The organism is Dactylosporangium sp. CA-139114 (assembly GCF_050955725.1).
GTDB lineage: Bacteria > Actinomycetota > Actinomycetes > Mycobacteriales > Micromonosporaceae > Dactylosporangium.
On record NZ_CP192080.1, the window covers coordinates 3,427,649 to 3,443,701 of the forward strand.

12 protein-coding genes are annotated in these 16,053 nt (G+C 67.1%); 7 read left to right on the forward strand and 5 right to left on the reverse strand.

Translation table 11 applies throughout. The features are described from left to right. Positions 1-95: 95 nt before the first annotated feature. The 6 genes from ACQP2P_RS15570 (at position 96) to ACQP2P_RS15595 (ending at position 9,357) form a co-directional block, all read left to right on the forward strand. The gene (locus tag ACQP2P_RS15570; RefSeq protein WP_433616707.1) at positions 96-3,020 is read left to right on the forward strand and encodes a TIR domain-containing protein; all 2,925 of its coding nucleotides are present in this window, start codon (positions 96-98) and stop codon (positions 3,018-3,020) included. Between the two features lie 541 nt (positions 3,021-3,561). Further along, positions 3,562-4,647 carry a hypothetical protein gene (locus tag ACQP2P_RS15575; RefSeq protein ID WP_433616709.1) on the forward strand — a complete coding sequence of 362 codons (1,086 nt, stop codon included), beginning with the start codon at positions 3,562-3,564 and terminating at the stop codon, positions 4,645-4,647. Then, positions 4,640-6,985 (forward strand): TIR domain-containing protein, encoded by a 2,346-nt coding sequence (locus ACQP2P_RS15580; RefSeq protein ID WP_433616710.1) that lies wholly within the window; start codon positions 4,640-4,642, stop codon positions 6,983-6,985. Before ACQP2P_RS15575 ends, ACQP2P_RS15580 begins: the two co-directional genes overlap by 8 nt. A gap of 281 nt (positions 6,986-7,266) precedes the next feature. After that, a complete protein-coding gene (locus ACQP2P_RS15585; RefSeq protein ID WP_433616712.1) occupies positions 7,267-7,623 on the forward strand; it encodes an IS5 family transposase in 357 nt (118 codons plus the stop codon). Further along, positions 7,586-8,218: a transposase gene (locus tag ACQP2P_RS15590; protein ID WP_433616714.1), complete on the forward strand. Its 633-nt coding sequence runs from the start codon at positions 7,586-7,588 to the stop codon at positions 8,216-8,218. Before ACQP2P_RS15585 ends, ACQP2P_RS15590 begins: the two co-directional genes overlap by 38 nt. A gap of 47 nt (positions 8,219-8,265) precedes the next feature. Beyond that, the gene (locus ACQP2P_RS15595) at positions 8,266-9,357 is read left to right on the forward strand and encodes an IS630 family transposase (protein WP_433608031.1); all 1,092 of its coding nucleotides are present in this window, start codon (positions 8,266-8,268) and stop codon (positions 9,355-9,357) included. 30 nt (positions 9,358-9,387) lie between these two features. On the opposite strand, the gene ACQP2P_RS15600 is transcribed toward ACQP2P_RS15595, so the two are convergent. Then, positions 9,388-10,512: an IS630 family transposase gene (locus tag ACQP2P_RS15600; RefSeq protein ID WP_433616716.1), complete on the reverse strand. Its 1,125-nt coding sequence runs from the start codon at positions 10,510-10,512 to the stop codon at positions 9,388-9,390. Between the two features lie 121 nt (positions 10,513-10,633). Between ACQP2P_RS15600 and ACQP2P_RS15605 the strand changes: the two genes are divergently transcribed. Beyond that, a complete protein-coding gene (locus tag ACQP2P_RS15605) occupies positions 10,634-11,860 on the forward strand; it encodes an IS256 family transposase (protein ID WP_433616718.1) in 1,227 nt (408 codons plus the stop codon). A gap of 186 nt (positions 11,861-12,046) precedes the next feature. Here the strand turns inward: ACQP2P_RS15605 and ACQP2P_RS15610 are convergent, their stop codons facing one another. The 4 genes from ACQP2P_RS15610 to ACQP2P_RS15625 form a co-directional block, all read right to left on the reverse strand. Continuing rightward, a complete protein-coding gene (locus ACQP2P_RS15610) occupies positions 12,047-12,616 on the reverse strand; it encodes a thiamine pyrophosphate-dependent enzyme (RefSeq protein WP_433616719.1) in 570 nt (189 codons plus the stop codon). Then, entirely contained in the window at positions 12,613-13,116 is a 504-nt protein-coding gene (locus tag ACQP2P_RS15615) for a thiamine pyrophosphate-binding protein (protein ID WP_433616720.1), read from the reverse strand. Before ACQP2P_RS15615 ends, ACQP2P_RS15610 begins: the two co-directional genes overlap by 4 nt. Positions 13,117-13,248: 132 nt before the next feature. Continuing rightward, entirely contained in the window at positions 13,249-14,622 is a 1,374-nt protein-coding gene (locus tag ACQP2P_RS15620; RefSeq protein ID WP_433616721.1) for a DUF6002 family protein, read from the reverse strand. Next, a complete protein-coding gene (locus ACQP2P_RS15625) occupies positions 14,564-15,718 on the reverse strand; it encodes a potassium transporter TrkA (protein WP_433616722.1) in 1,155 nt (384 codons plus the stop codon). Before ACQP2P_RS15625 ends, ACQP2P_RS15620 begins: the two co-directional genes overlap by 59 nt. Positions 15,719-16,053 lie beyond the last annotated feature (335 nt).

Below are 16,053 nucleotides of genomic sequence, written 5' to 3' on the forward strand. Positions count from 1 at the left end.
GTGCTGACAGCAAGGAGGATGCCACTCCGCGTAAGAGTGCGCCATAATCCGGCAGCGTACTGCCATCGGTGGACGTCCGTCGGGAGGAAATTACGATGCCGGACACGCTTGGGGCGTTTCTCAGCTACTCCCGAAAAGACGACCGTCACGACGGCGAGTTCATCACTCGGTTCCTGCGGCTGGTGCGGGAAGAAGTCAAGCAGCAGAGCCGGCTCGAGTTCTACATTTTCCAGGACAAGGCGGACATCAACTGGGGCGACGAGTGGGCGTCGAGCATCGAGCACGCCCTCGCTGCATCAACCTTTCTCATCCCGGTCATCACGCCGAGATATCTCGCCAGCAGCAACTGTCGAGACGAGTTCACGACGTTCCATCAGCTGGAACAGGCTCGTGGCCACAATGATCGAATCTTGCCCCTCTACTACGTGAGTGCGGACGAGATCCACGAGAAGGCCCGGCGGGAGCAGGATCAGATCGCCCAGATCCTGGCCACACGGCAGTGGTTCGACATCCGCGACCTTCGCACCGAAGACGAGTCCTCCCCGAAGGTACGTCGAGCGGTCCGCGAGATCGCCGACCAACTCGTGAGGCGTCTGCGCTCGGGGGATCGGGCCAGCACCACGCCGGCGCCCGTGACTTCCGCGCACGTTCGAGTGGTCAGCCGGCCCCCGGACCTCATTCCGAGCCAGTTCCGCGACCGCAGCGAGGTGACCGATGAACTGCTGGGAAGACTCAGTCGACCCGACCGTCGTTTGATCGAGTTGGTCGGCGACGACGGCATCGGTAAAACAGCACTGATATCACAGGTGCTGAAACGCCTCACCGACGGGGACCCGCCGACGCGGTTCGACGCGTTCGGCTACCTGTCGACGCGCAGCTACGCTCCGGTCAGCGCCTTCGCGATCGTGCAGCACCTCGCCGCCACGCATCCAGACGCCGGTACCCGCAGCCGCCTTAGTGAACGGTTGAACTCCGAGCGCCTCACCGTCCTTGAGAAGCTCGATGCCGTGCTCGGGGAGCTGGACCGCATCCGCGTGCTGCTGGTCGTGGACAACGCGGAAGAGCTCCTCGACGTTAGCGGCAGGATTGCTGATGGAACGCTGGCCAGGCTGGTCAAAGACCTCGCAGACCGCACGGACCACGGCGTTCAACTGCTGCTCGTCAGCTCGAGGCGGCCTGAGTGGAACATTCGCGGGTACAGGGCGAATGACGTGGTGCATCTGCGCGACGGCCTGCCGGTCGACGAGATCGAGACCTTTCTGCGCGGCCTGGAACCCGAAGGAGCCCGGCTTCTCGGCGAGATGGCGGCGGCCGAGGTGGCGGCCCTGCATAAGGCGACTGACGGCCGGCCAAGAACGCTAGAGCTGATCTACGCGTCGCTGGGCGACACCGCGACGCATTCGCTCACCCATCTGCTGAAGGCCCTGGCCGACGTTTCAGCCCAAAGCCTCCCACTGCATCTGCTCGGGCGTCTGGCGCAGCGCCAGTCAATGGTCGACACGAGCATCATGCAGACCATCGCCGTGCTCGGCCGACCGGTCACCGCGGACGTCATCGGCCGGATGCTGGCTACCTTGCCTCAGGACGACATCAGCGCTGCTCTCGACCGGCTGGCGGCCCGTCGATTGATCCGCACTCACGACGGTCGCTTCTATCTGCCGCCGTCCGAAGTGGAGCACGTCCGGGAATGGATACCTCGCGCGACCCAGGTCGCCGAGTTCGGTCGGGCCGCTGACATCTTCGCCGATCAGGCAAGCCGGACCAGCGTACGACGGGTGGAGGATCTTGCCCCGCACCTCAGCGAGATCGACATGCGCATCCATGCGGGGGAGTATCACCGGGCGCTCGAACTCATGAACGGTCTCGACGACGCCTACCTCGCCGGCCGCGGCCAGAGCGACGCCCTGAGCCGGTGGCGCGGATACCTCGGCGGCAAACTTGACAGCCCGCGCGAAGTGATCAGCAATCTCTCGTACGTGGCGGACGCGCGGCGGCAGCAAAGTAACTACGAGGGGCAGCTCAAGGCCATCCAACGAGCCCGATATTACAACAAGCGGGCGCCGGACCCCGATGTCGAGATGAGTCTTGATGTCATGCTCGGGGGCGCCCATTACGACGCCGGCCGCGTACGGAAGGCGAGCGCCGTGTACCAGGGCGTACTGGAGCGTGCGATGGACCTCGGCGACCAGTTGACGGTCGCCGAGGTGCACTCCGGGTTGGCGCTCTGCCACGTCGACACCGGCGACCTCGACGAAGCCAGGCGGCACATCGAGTCCGCATCGGCGGTTGCCAGGTGTTTGAGGGACGAAGGGGTTGCAATCAGGGCTCAGCTTCTGTTGAACCGCGCTGTCATCGACCTGTTTCGAGGCGATGCGGCCGAAGCTCTCGACGCCGCCGAGTTGGCCGCCACCGAAGCGCAAGCGCGGGCCGACGACATCCTCGTGGGCAAATGTCTGGACATCCAAGCATTGGCTCACCTCGACCTGCGCGCTCCGGAGCAGGCGCTCGAGCGAGCGCGGCGCGCCGCCACGATCGGCGAGGAGACGGCCACGCCGGAACTGGTACACGCAGCCAATGGAACAATCGCCCGAATCCATCTCAGTCAGAACCGAGTCGAACTTGCCGCGGCCGCGGTGAAAGCCGCCGCCCGGTACGGACGAAGCAGCCATGCCCTGGAGACCTGGGCACTGGACGGCATCATCGCGTGGCGGTGCGATCAGCGGGCCCGGGCCAAGGAAGCGTTCCTGCGGACCCATGCAATCGCCGGCGAGTTGATTAACCGCGATAGAGCCTGCTACCTGCCGTTCGACATCAATGGTGTCGCATTGGCCGGCCTTGTGCTGTGCGGCGAACCGGAGCGGCTGCGCCCGGCGGTGCAGGCATACGTTGGCGCACGAACGCGGGCCTCCGCGCCTGGCATCAAGCGCCTCGCTGTGCAACTACTCGCTGAGCTCTGTCGCGGAGGTGACGAGGAACTGCTTCGCGACGTCTACGCGGCTGCTCGCGGCCGGCGTCCCTGATGTGTCCGGTCAGACCTCGTTACCGACCACGGCATCCAAATATGCGCCGATAAGTCCAGGCTTGCCTAGGGGCGTTGCATGATGGGTCGCAGATTTCAGTGTCGTCGATACCACCCTGGATGTCGGAGGCCGAGCGCCAGTCGGAGGCTTGGCAGGGGCGATCTCGTCCGCCCCGCGGGACAGCGAAGGAGTTCCGGCTGTCCGGGTTAGACCACGACGCTCAACACCGTTGGCAACGCCAATCGCCAACGACCGGGAGTCCGCCCCTCGGAACCGGCGACTGGCCCTCGTCCGCCTCGAAGACCTCGACCACACCGAAGCCGACCACATCCGAGCCAAGATCGAGATGTGTTGCCTGGTTGACGTCGATACCCGGCCGGATATTTCCCGCGGTAAGCGCCGTTGCCGGAACCGCGGGTACGAAGGTTCAAGTCCGCGCGCCGGACCTCGCCGCCTCCGGCCCAATCGGCTGATAGGACAGGCAGGCAGGCACGGGTACAAATTGGTCTCACATTCTTCGTCGTAAGGTTGCTGAACTTCGATGCCCATCTTCCACAGCAGCAGATCGAACCGTCTGCCCGTCTCCGCCAACGGGGTGACTCCTCCCGAACTACCGCGGGCGGCGGCGCGGCCGGAGGAGGACTGGTCCGATGACGCGCGCATCCGTGCGGAATGGACCTCGCAACTGCAGGGCGTGGAGGAGGGCCGGCTCGGCTGGACCAACGGCATGCGACTGTTCGAACAACAGCCGGTCGCGGCGCAGCTGCTCAACGTGGCCGAGTACCTGACCCGAGGGCTTGCCTACACCTACCTCGGACAGCCTCTGATCACTGACGAGCAGGCCGCCGAGACGGTCCGGCGCGTACTGCGGGCGATCTCGGACATGCCACCCACCGTGCCGTCCTTCCAACGGGAGTTCGCGCCCCGGCTGGTGCGGCTCGCGCTCGCCGTGGCGCGGCAGCAGGGGTCGCAGCCCGTTTCGCTCGGCGGCGACGGTCGGATCGGGGAGGGCCTGCTGCGCGCCGATGTCGTCATCGATGCCATCAGTGCGCCAGGGGTCGCCCGCGCGGACCGTCTGCGCCATTTCTTCGGCGCTTCCGGCGCCGGGCCAGCTGCGACAACCACAGCGCGGCCGCCAACAGCCGGCGGCTTCGATGAGACGGTAGCGACCGTGGAGTGGACGCTGGGTCAGGCCTATGCCGGCAAGTACCGCGCCATAGAAGAGGTCTTGCCGCATCGCGCCTGGGCGCTGGCGCTCGACGAGACCCCGGTACTGCTCGGGGTGCTGGCGGAGCCGGTGCTGCACGTCCGCGCGACGGCCGGGATCGCGGCCGGCGTGCCGGCCATCGGCGAGGTGGCGCTGGCCCTTTCCGAGGTGAACGCCGAGCTGTGGAACGGCCGGGCCTACCTCGCGCGACCGACCAGGCCGGCCAACCCGCGGTGCGCCGTCATCCAGGAGATCTTCTTCGCCGAGGCACTGTCCCGGGAGTTCCTTCCCTCGATCCAGTGCATGGTCGACAACATCAACACCCTGGCCCGCCGCGCCGCCATGATCCGGCCGCAGTTCGTGTCCGAGTTCGGCGCCAGGGCGATCGGGCAGCAGGAGATCGGGTTGCTCTTTGACTGAGTTCTGCTTCGGCGAGTCGGTGCTGACCGACGAGTCGATCAGCGACTACGAGTCCCTCCGCGTGTTCTTCGACGTCGCCGACGAGCGAGGACACCTGAGCCCATACGCCGTGGTGGACCAGGACGGCCGTCCGCTGACGCATCGCGACTACGCGGATCGGATGGCGGTGGTGCATCCCGGGGCGGCCCTGTGGGCGTACTGCCGGCGGCCGCTCGCCGAGACGTTCGGCTCGCCCGAGGGCACGAGCTGGGTGCAGGACCATGCCATGCACCTGACCTTCGAGGACGGTGTGCCGTATCCGACCGAGCCGTGGCGGTACTGGCAGCTCTACCTGCAGCCGTTCGATGCCCACCAGCCGCAGATGACCATGCCGCTGTACTCGGCCGGATCGATCGCCTTCTCGCCGGACGGCGCCCGGATCTGCGTGACCGACGAGCGGCCCGCTCCGGGCGCCTACGGTCCCGGCGCTGCCAAGTACCTGCTCTGGGAATATGATCTCGGGGTCGGGCAGCGCCGACTGATCGCAGGCTTCCCGGCCGAGGATCGCCTGGACCTGCCGGAGATCGCCTACAGCCCGGACGGCCAGTACATCCACCTGTGCTCCCAGATCGGGACCAATCTACTGATCCGCGTCGCGGACGGTTTCACGGTCACGCTGCCCGTCCGGTCGACGGCGGTGGCGTTCAACCCGCGCGCCGGCATCAACATGATGATCGTCATGGTGGAGGATCCCGCGTCCGGCAACGTGACCGCCTACGACTACGACCTCGCCACCGGCGACCTGACCGGCCGGTGCCGGCTCGAGTCGGCCTCCGGGCTTCCGCTGCGCATGCGGGAGCTCACCGTGTCATTGGACGAGCGGGCGCTGGTCACCGCGCCGGTCGGTGCGGTCGGCTACGACCAGGTGCAACGCGGCGGTGTGTACGTCGCGGCCGAGGTGGACCTGGACGAGGGCACGATCCAGCCGGTACTGCCGGCTCGGTTCGCGACGCCACACGCGTCGCGCCGGCATCACAGCCCCCGCTGGTGTCACGCGCCGGCCAAGATGGGACGCGCTCGGGTCGAGCCGGCCGATCGGCTGATGGCCGCCGGAGCCGTGCCCCGCCCGGCCGTAGCGGGCGCAGACCGCTTGGAGCGATGGCTGCCGATGCTCGACGCGATCGAGCACGCCTGGAGTCACGGCACGATGCCGCTCACGACCATGGCGCAGGAGTTCGCGCAGTATGCGATGAGCAGCCAGGAGATCGACCGCGCGGCCACCGGGGCCGTCCTGGGGCGCCTGCATGAGCTGGCCCGCCGCCGGCCGGAGCCGCGCAACGTCCAGCATGCCATCGAGGCCGGACGCCGGCTGTGGTCCACAGCCGCACCGCGGCCGCCCGAGCCCGTAGCGGTCGCGGACCACCACCCTGGCCCGGTGCCACCGGCGGTCCGCCGCCTGATCGCCGCCGCGACCCCGGCCGAGGTGGCCGCCGCGGCGGACGCCCTAGCCCACGCGATGCCGGCCCCGGCAACCTGGGATCGGCTGGCCGAGCAGAGCACACGGCTCCTGAGCCACGGCGACTACGAGGGCGTGGCCCAGCTCGCGATGGCTGCAGTGCGCTGGACCCGGCAGCGCCCGCCGTCAAGCCGCTGGCCGGCGATCACCCCGACGCTAACGATCACGCTGTGCCTCAACGGATTCGAGGCCTGCACGCACCTCCCCGAGCGCACTGAGATCGGCGGGACGCCCGAGGAGCTCTTCGATGCGGCGAGCGTGCGCGACGAGTGCCGACAACTACTGTCCCGGCTTCCGCTGCAGGCGTTTCTCGCCGCGTCGCGCCGGCCCCGCCGGCCTCGACGTGAGCCCGTCGTCGCACTGCGTCCGGAGCCATCACGGAGGAGACCCATGACGGCGAGCAAGGTATTCATGTCGTACATGCGCGAGGATGCGGCCGTCGTCGACCGCATCGCCGCCGAGCTGCAGCACGCCGGCATCGCCGTCTGGATCGACCGCAACGACATCCGTCCGGCCGCCGACTGGCGCAAGGAGATCCGCGCCGCCATCCGCAACGGCGCGTACTTCGTCGCATGCTTTTCCCCGCACTACACCTCGGCCGGCCGCACCTACATGAACGCCGAGCTCCGGCAGGCGGTCGACGAGATGCAGTACCTGCCGTTCAACCACCGCTGGTTCGTACCGGTGATGCTGGAGCATTGCGACCTGCCAGACCTTGACATCGACGCACGTCAGCGGTTGAGCCACATTCAGTACATCGACTTCACCGCAGACTGGGCGAAGGCGATTCGTCAGCTCATCACGGCGGTCCAGCCCGCCGCCCCGAACGATGGAGCCGGGTAGAGCGGCGTCGCGGATCGGTCACTCCGCCCGGCCGAGAAAGTGTCGGATGAGGAACCTCGACCTTCGCAGCCGCCGGCGCAAGACGATTCCGGCCCGGCCGCAGCGCTGGCTACGGATCTGCTGCGCCGTGCGGTTCACCTCGGCATCGCCGCACTCCTGTACCCCGAAGGGTCGCGGCGGGTCCACATATGACAGCCCTCGCGGATCTGCCCCTGGAGTTCCTTTGGCAAATATCCCAGGGCCTGTCTGACGGATCATGGCGATGGGTAGGGTGTTCCGCCATGGCGGTTGATCTATCTGATGCGGAGTGGGCTCGGTTGGTGCCTTTGTTGCCGAGCATGGCTGCGCAGCGCGGCGGTCGGTGGCGGGATCACCGGCAGGTGATCAACGGCATTCTCTGGCGGATCGACAACGGCGCGAAGTGGCGCGAGGTCCCAGAGCGGTATGGGCCGTGGCAGACCTGTTACGACCGGTTCGCTCGGTGGGAGTCCGACGGGACGTGGGCGCGGATCGAGCAGCGGTTGCAGGCCGACGCGGACGCTGCGGGCGATCTGGACTGGCGAGCCCAGGTCGATGCCACGATCGTGCGGGCGCACCAGCATGCAGCAGGGGCCGCAAAGGGGGCTCAGCGCAGATGAATCACGTGCCGCGCAAGGCATCGGACGATCCCGGGGCGGCCTGACCACCAAGGTCCATCTGCTCGGCGACGGGTGGGGCCGGGCACTGGTCCGGTGTGTCACTGCGGGGCAGAGTGCCAATACGAAGGAACTGGTGGCGTTGCTGGATGCGGTGCAGGTTCCCCGCCCCGGCGGCCACGGCCGGCCCCGCAAGCGGTTGGAGCATCTGACCGCGGACAGGGCCTACGGCTCCAAGGCCAACCGGCGCTCACTGGGCGCCCGGGGCATCCCACACACCATCCCGGAACGATCAGATGTGCAAGCCAGCCGCGCCCGTAAGGATCGAAGGGTGGACGGTCCCCGACCTTCAATGCCACCCGATACAAGGACCGCAACCGCATCGAACGGGCACCGGTGCAGGTGTGAGCGCGAGAGAGGTTGTCGTCGCCGTCAGGATGGGGCTCGTGGTCTACGACCTGTGCGACGTCTCGCCGTCGGCCGTGACCTGGGGTTCCAGGTCAGGGTCTGTAAGAAATTCGGTGTAACTCCCGATCAAGGAGACGCACCTGATGACCGTGACGAGCGAGGCCGCCGTGGATACTGCCGCGGTGGCTAGTGTGCCGCGCCACAAGTTCGCCTTATAAATAGGTGTAGGGTGATGGGATGCCGAGGACCGGGCGTCCCACCCCGCCGCTGGTGTTGTCCGACGAGGAGCGCGCGACGTTGGTCCGCTGGTCGCGGCGGGCGAAGTCGGCGCAGGTCCTGGCGATGCGGGCGAAGATCATTCTGGCGTGCGCCGAGGGCACGTCGAACACTGATGTGGCCACGGCTTTGGGTGTGCATCTGTCCACTGTGGGCAAGTGGCGGCGGCGGTTCCTGGCCGAGCGTCTGGACGGGCTGATCGACGAGCAGCGGCCGGGCCGGCCGCCGTCGATCAGCCTGGACCGGGTGGAGGAGGTGGTGGTGGCCACCCTGGAACAGACGCCGCGCAACGCTACCCACTGGTCGCGCACGTCGATGGCGCAGCGGTCGGGGCTGTCGAAGTCCACGATCGGACGGATCTGGCGGGACTTCGGGCTGAAACCGCACCGGGCGGACACGTTCAAACTGTCGACCGACCCGCTGTTCATCGAGAAGGTCGTTGACGTGGTCGGGCTCTATCACAACCCACCGGAACGGGCGGTGGTGCTCTGCGTTGACGAGAAGTCCCAGATCCAAGCGTTGGACCGTTCGCAGCCGGTGCTGCCGATGATGCCGGGCATGCCCGAGCGGCGTACCCACGACTACGCCCGTAACGGGATCACCAGCCTGTTCGCCGCGTTCAACGTGGCTGACGGCACTGTGATCAGCCAGCTGCACCGCCAGCACCGTGCCGCCGAGTTCCAGAAGTTCCTGGTCGCGATCGACAAGACCGTGCCGGCGGAACTGGATGTGCATCTGATCTGCGACAACTACGGCACCCATAAGACCCCGGCCATCCGGGCCTGGCTGGCCCGGCACCCCCGCTTCCACATGCACTTCACCCCGACCGGCTCGTCCTGGATCAACCAGGTCGAACGCTGGTTCGGGTTCCTCAGCGAGCAGAAGATCCGCCGCGGCGTCCACAAGAGCGTCCAAGCCCTGGAAGCGGACATCCGGGCGTGGATCGCTGACTGGAACAGCAACCCACGCCCATTCATCTGGACCAAGACCGCCGAGGAGATCCTGGAGTCACTCGCCCGATTTTGTAGGCGAATTTCTGACGCAGGACACTAGTGCTCTGACCACGAACGTTCACGGTGTCGGTCAGGCCGCCGTTCGCCTGGTGGGCTGGCCCCATCTGCGTTGGCGTTCGGAACGGATGCGGGCGCGTTCACGGCGTTGGGCGGCGAGGACGTCGGGGTGGCGGGCGTTGGCGTTGCGCCAGCGCAGGTAGGCGTGGATGGCCTTCGTCGAGGCGGGGTGGTTCGCGCGGTTCGACCCGGCGACGGTGAACGTTCGTAGCGGCCCGAAGTGCGCTTCGATGGGGTTTGCCCAGGACGAATACGTCGGGGTGAAACACAGCTCGACCCGGTTACGGGCCGCCCACTGGCGGATCTTCAGACCGCGGTGGGCGGACAGGTTGTCCAGGATGATGTAGATCGGTGCGCCGTCCGGTCTGGCGCGGCGGATCGACTGGAGTGCGGCCAGGGTGTTCGCTGCGGACTTGCGCCGGTGCACGACGCCCCAGAGGGTGTCGTCGCCGACGCTGTAGCAGCCGTGGAACTGCCGCACCCCGTGCAGCTTGTGGTAGTTCGCCGGGAGCCGGCCGGGGTGCCCGGTCGGCGCCCAGGTCGCGCCGCCGTGCGGGCGGATCGTGAGCGGTCCGAACTCGTCGAACGCGAAGACCCGGTCCGGGAACCTGGTCATGACCTGCTCGATCCGGGCGAGCTTGGCCTCTTTGGCGGGGTCGTTGGACTCCTTCCACGTCTTGGTCCGCTGGAAGGTGATGTCGTGCTTGCGCAGCAGCTGCCGGAGTCGTTCCCGGCCGACCTTGACCCGGCGCTGGCCGTGGTTGTGGGCGAGGTAGTCGGCGAGTTTGCGCAGGCTCCACCGGGTGAACGGCTGGCCGAGGGCTTCGGGTCGGGTGTTGGCCGTCGCGACGATGAACGCTTCGTCGTCTTCACTGATCAGGCGGGGACGGCCACCCGCCCACCGAGGGTTGAGGCTGGCCATGCCCATCTCGTTGAACCGGTGAATGACCTGCCGGACCGAGTCCTCATCGGCCTGGACCAGCCTCGCGATCACCGGCACGCTGTTCCCGCCAGCCGACGCGAGCACGACCATCGCCCGCCGCAATCGGATCGCTGAGCCGGTCCCACGTCTGGTTATCCGGAGCAGCTGCTGACCCTCCTGGTCAGACAGCCGCCGCACACGCACGGGTTCTGCCACCGCCACAGCCTGAGACCACACACGCCGCCCAGCCCAGAGGTCGAGCGGCGTGTCATCCAACACCGTGAACGTTCGTGGTCAGAGCACTAGGAAGAAGGATCCGGCGGTCACGCCGGAGGGCGTGGATGCCGAGTTGGTGGGCCGGCTGGTCGAGCAGGCCCGTGCGGCCGGCTTGCAGCTGACCGGCGAAGGCGGGCTGCTGCAGCAGCTGACCAAGCGGGTCATCGAGGCCGCGCTGGACGGCGAGATCACCGACCACCTGGGCTATGAGAAACACGATCCGGCCGGCAAGAACGGCGGCAACTCCCGCAACGGCGGCCGGGCCAAGACGGTCCTGACCGACGTCGGCCGGGTCGAGATCACCGTGCCGCGGGATCGTGACGGCAGCTTCGAGCCGCAGATCGTCAAGAAGCGGCAGCGCCGGCTGAGCGGTGTCGAGGACATGGTGCTGTCGCTGTCGGCCAAGGGCCTGACCACCGGCGAGATCAGCGCGCATCTGGCCGAGGTGTATGGCGCCGAGGTGTCCCGGCAGACGATCTCCACGATTACTGACAAGGTGATGGACGGGATGGCCGAGTGGCAGAACCGGCCCTTGGACGCGGTGTATCCGGTGGTCTTCTTGGACGCGATCAACGTGAAGATCCGAGACGGGAAGGTCGCCAACCGGCCCATCTATGTCGCCCTCGCCGTTACCGCCGAGGGCACCCGCGACATCCTCGGCTTGTGGGCCGGTGACGGCGGGGAAGGCGCCAAGTTCTGGTTCGCCGTGTGCACCGAGCTCAAGAACCGCGGCGTCGACGACGTGCTCATGGCGGTCTGCGACGGGCTCAAAGGGCTGCCTGACGCGATCGGCGAGGTCTGGCCCCGTACCGTGGTGCAAACCTGCGTGGTGCACCTACTACGCAACTCGTTCCGCTATGCCTCCCGCCAGCACTGGGAGGCCATCGCCAAAGCGCTGCGCCCGGTCTACACCGCACCGACCGAGGCCGCTGCGACCGAACGGTTCCTCGAGTTCGCCGAGACCTGGGGCAGCAAGTACCCGGCGATCGTGAAACTGTGGGAGAACGCCTGGGCCGAGTTCGTGCCGTTCCTGGCCTACGACACCGAGATCCGCAAAGTCATCTGCTCCACCAACGCCATCGAGAGCGTCAACGCCCGCATCCGCCGGGCCGTGCGGGCCCGCGGGCACTTCCCCAACGAGCAAGCCGCACTCAAATGCGTCTACCTCGCTGTGATGGCCCTCGACCCGACCGGCACCGGCCGCCGTCGCTGGATCACGCGCTGGAAAGCCGCCCTCAACGCCTTCGACATCACCTTCGAAGGCCGCCTGTCCGCAGGCCGCAAGTAGCCCTCAACAAGATCCAGTTACACCGAAAATTTGACAGTCCCGACGCCGACGAGACGACGCCGTAACCAGGTGGTGTCGCCCGTCGCTGCACACTCGTGTCCCGTACGCCGTGTCAGCGGATCCTCGCGTCGGGAGCTGATCGCTCGTGCGCTCATGCTTCGATCCATCGTGACAGGCGGTGGGGTTCTACCGAGCGGTCGAGGCGAGGTACTGACTGAAGCGCTGCTGATGGTCGACGAGTTCGGCGTCGATCCTCGGCGGGGGGCCGGACTCATCGCGATCCGTGAGCTCGCAGTGGACGAACGTGGGGCTCGTGCAACGAGGGATCTCGCTCTGCAGCATCTCGGTGAGCTTGTCCAGGTCGTCGACGTGCCAGACGTCGCCGTAGCCAGCGGCGCGGGCCAGTGCGGTGTAGTTGACGCGCCGCGACGGGACTGCCTGGCCTCCGGTGGACTCGTAGAGGCCATCGTCGAGGAGCAGATGGAAGAGAGGGAGATGCGGTGCGGCCCCGGCGGTGAGCAGGCAGCCGGGGTTCATGGCTAGCGCGCCGTCGCCGTCCACGACCACGACACGCCGGCCCGCCATGGCGATGCCAGTGCCAAGCGCGGCGGCCAGCCCCATGCTGCCGGTCATGTAAAAATGGCTCGGCCGGTCAGCGATGCTTCTGGCGATGCGGCACGAGTATCCGGTGGTGAAGATCATCGGTTCGCTGGCTGCGGCCTCGATGGCCGCGCGGATGGCTTGCGTCTTATTCATGCCTGCCACCCGAAGAGTGACGGAGGCACGAGCAGGGCGGCCGGCTGGCGGTGTCGGACGACGAGATCATGGGCCCAGGCCGCCTGAGCGGGCAGGCTGGCCGGGTCCAGGTGTGCGACCGGGACCCCGGCCTCGGTGAGCAGTAGTTTGGTGAGGCGGCCCATGACCAGGTTCTCCGTGGTGGTGTCGGGCGGCGTCCCGCGCATGCTGACGACCAGCAGCATCGGGATCCGGTAGGGCACGACGAGTGAAGCGAGGGCGTTCACCGACTGACCGAGACCCGAATTCTGCATGAGGACGACGGGGTGCTTCCCGGACAGCGCGCTCCCGGCGGCGATGCCCACGGCATTGTCCTCACGGGAGACCGTCCACAGGTCTGCGGACGCCTCTAGCCGATCGTAGAGTGGCGCTAGGATGCCGCACGGCGTGCCGAAGAATGGTGCGAAACCCTGTTCCGCCAGTGCGCCGGACAGAGTCGACGCACAGTCGAGGACTGGCATGTGATCTCCTCAGTCTGAATACAATTCCCATAACGGTATTTGGGTGGCCGCCGGAGTAAATCTCGCAGTAACACGAAAGGGCGCATGTAAATAGTGCGCCGGATTTTTCGGGATTCCGCGGAGGGTGGCAGGTCACTCGATGAGCAGCGACTTCTCCATATCCTCGACATTCGTCACCTGAACCGTTCGGCCAGGTTCGAGGGTGGCGAAGTCGGCGGGTGAATATGTGCCCGAGCCGTGTACGACCAACTCGTCACGGTCGTCGATCAAGTCGCGGTCGACGGCGTTCAGCAGGCCGGTCAACGCCATTACCAGCGACCATTCGCGAAGGGTGCGCGGGTCGGCTGGCAGTTGCGGCAGCCAGGTGCGCAGCAGCGGAAGACGCTCGAGGCACTCGTGTAGCGAGACCACGATCCCGGTACCGCCGTGCTGAGCGATCAGGTCGTTCATCGCCGGCGATGTGGGCGGCCGATGCGTGTAGAAGGTCGGGTCGAGAATCTCGTTCGGGTCATGGGTGACCCACGGGAAGTGCGGGTCGGAGTCCTGCCGATGGAGGCCGTGCTCGAGCCGGTAGGTCGGCATGTTGCGCCGGTCAAAGCTGCCGAACCGCAGGTTGAGGACCATGTCGGGGGTGCCCAGGTGCTGGACCAGCAGGAAGCCCGGCCGATCGGCCACGCTCGCGGCTCCGCGTGACTCGAGGACATCGCGGCCCAGGTTGTACCCGAGCAGTCCGAAGGCGCTGGAGACGGCATGTGCGTGTAGGCGCCTGCCGGTACTGGGCGAGATCTCCTGCTCGAAGAACGCCCGCGTCGCGTCGGCGATCAGATAGTTGGTCAGCTCGAGCGAGAACCACAGATGGGCGCCATGGCGGCGGCGGAACTCGCTGGCGTGCGCCGCGACGAACTTGCGGCCCAGCACCTTGACCTGCTCCGGCTCGTCTCCGTCGAGGATAAGCAGTGGGTTGAGCGCCCGCAGCCGCTCGTCGTCGGAGAGCGGGCTGCGGCGCTGTTTGTCCAGGCAGGACCGGGGGGCGAGGATCACCACGCGGAGTTGCTCGGCGGTGACGAGCCCGGCGTCGATCGCCCGCCAGACCGCGTCGCGCAGTGCCGTGCCCTTGTTCGCGGATGTCGGAGAGAAGATCACTATCGATTCTCCCGTGCGCCGGATGAATTCGACCGCCCGTGCAACGATCAGCAGGGACGCCAGGGTTTTCGTGGTGTTCGTGCCAGGGTTGCGCATCAGGTCGAGCAGCCGCACCTGCCGATCCCGATAGTCGGGCAGCGGTGTCCAGGCAACCTCAGCGACCTCGAGGAAGCGGCGGGTCGCTGCGTCGAGCTGCGGGAACTGGAATCCGGGCGAGAACGCCTCAGGTTCGGTGACTGGTGCGGGATTAGCGCCGGCGGCACGGATGATCTCGGGGAGTTCGTCGTAGTGGTCAAGCAGGACGTTACGACTTGTGGACCGGCGCTGGTCCAGCGTCGTGGCTGACATGGTCATGATGGTCATCCTTTACCTCGGGCTGCCGGCGCAGGGCGTCGCGCAAGGTGAGCAGCTCACGCCGGGCGCTCGGCAGTTCGGACAGGGCGAAGCCGCCAGCGAGCGGTGACCGGTGGCGGTGCAGGAGGGACGCGGCGGCTGGGCCGAAGTCGGCCCGGCCGTCGTGGATGTCGATGCCGTCGCGCAGGCCGGCCTGGCGATTGCTGTCCACTGCCGTGGCTAGCGGCAGGGCTGCGGGCAGGTCGAGCTCGACCCGATCGCCGGTGATCCGTACCGGGTAGCCGCCGGCTAGCCCGAGCGGGCCGGGGACGTTCGCTGCGAAGCCCGCTCCGCGGATTAGGTCGAGCAGGAAGAGCGCGGCGACGTGCCCCGTGACCTGGTTCAGTTCACCACGATCAGTGTCGCGCTGCGGACGTAGCAAAGTCGTGACGTCTTGAACCTCAGTGTCGTCCAGCCAGGCGCGCAATTCGTCGGCGTCTTGCTCCGGCGTGTGCAAGTGCGCGTGGTGTGCCACCACGCGCAGCGTGTGGCCGTCGGCCGCTGTGGCCAGGGCGGCCCGCAGAGACGCCGTCAGCGTCGCGACGTTACCCACCCCGCACAAGAGGGGCAAGCCGAGTGCGGCCAAGGCGGGGTTGACCGCATCCGGCAGGCACGCATTGACCAGAGTCATCGGCACCTTCGCGATCTGCAGCGCCCGGGCTGCCGCGAGCGCCACGGTGGCCTGTAGCGGTAACGTCACGCCATAACCGGCGCGGCGGACGAAGGCCGTCCAAGCCGATGGCTGGTGGCCCGCCTCCCAAGGCGACTGCTCCGAGGCGCAGACCAGAACCACGCCTTCGGCGGTCCCACGCAGGGCTGGGGCGATCGAGGCCGGGTCGGTGATGTCGGTGGCCATGCCGGTGAACGAGACGGGAACGCCGGAGGCGGTGGCCCTGGCTTGCGCGACGAAGCACAAGTCCGCGAGCCGTTGAGGGGCACGTCCCAGAATCAGGATCGTCATCGGCTCGGTGCAGACACCGGCGAGCGTGTAGCACACCACCCGCGCCAAGGCGCCACTGCCGATCACCACCAGCCGCAGCGGCCGTTGGGACCCGGGCGCGATCATACGGCCAAGAGGGCAGCGCGTCCACAGCGGAATATTGAATAGTCGGTTGTAGATCTAAGATCGTTTCGAGCGAACGTACGGGAAAAGCGCAGTTCAGCCAACGAATTGATGGGCATGTTCGGCGTCCCCCGTTGGATAAAGGATTGATGTGCGACTCGGTCGTACTCGATGCTAGGCCCGATCGCCATGGCCCTGCAACCCAAGAGGCGGACGCCCAAGCCGAAAATTTCTTCATTGATCGACTTGACAGTCCACAGGTAACTTCGCCTAGACTCGGCAAATCGGGTGCCCGCGCTGCTGCACGGAATCGGCCGCATCGCGCAATTCTTCAGGCC

Excerpts from the sequence above, each read along its gene's own strand:
- ACQP2P_RS15590 (WP_433616714.1), top strand. The coding sequence starts at position 7,586 with ATGCAGCAGGGGCCGCAAAGGGGGCTCAGCGCAGATGAATCACGTGCC.
- ACQP2P_RS15585 (WP_433616712.1), top strand. The coding sequence starts at position 7,267 with ATGGCGGTTGATCTATCTGATGCGGAGTGGGCTCGGTTGGTGCCTTTG.
- ACQP2P_RS15610 (WP_433616719.1), bottom strand. The coding sequence starts at position 12,616 with ATGAATAAGACGCAAGCCATCCGCGCGGCCATCGAGGCCGCAGCCAGC.
- ACQP2P_RS15625 (WP_433616722.1), bottom strand. The coding sequence starts at position 15,718 with ATGATCGCGCCCGGGTCCCAACGGCCGCTGCGGCTGGTGGTGATCGGC.
- ACQP2P_RS15615 (WP_433616720.1), bottom strand. The coding sequence starts at position 13,116 with ATGCCAGTCCTCGACTGTGCGTCGACTCTGTCCGGCGCACTGGCGGAA.
- ACQP2P_RS15595 (WP_433608031.1), top strand. The coding sequence starts at position 8,266 with ATGCCGAGGACCGGGCGTCCCACCCCGCCGCTGGTGTTGTCCGACGAG.
- ACQP2P_RS15620 (WP_433616721.1), bottom strand. The coding sequence starts at position 14,622 with ATGACCATCATGACCATGTCAGCCACGACGCTGGACCAGCGCCGGTCC.
- ACQP2P_RS15570 (WP_433616707.1), top strand. The coding sequence starts at position 96 with ATGCCGGACACGCTTGGGGCGTTTCTCAGCTACTCCCGAAAAGACGAC.
- ACQP2P_RS15575 (WP_433616709.1), top strand. The coding sequence starts at position 3,562 with ATGCCCATCTTCCACAGCAGCAGATCGAACCGTCTGCCCGTCTCCGCC.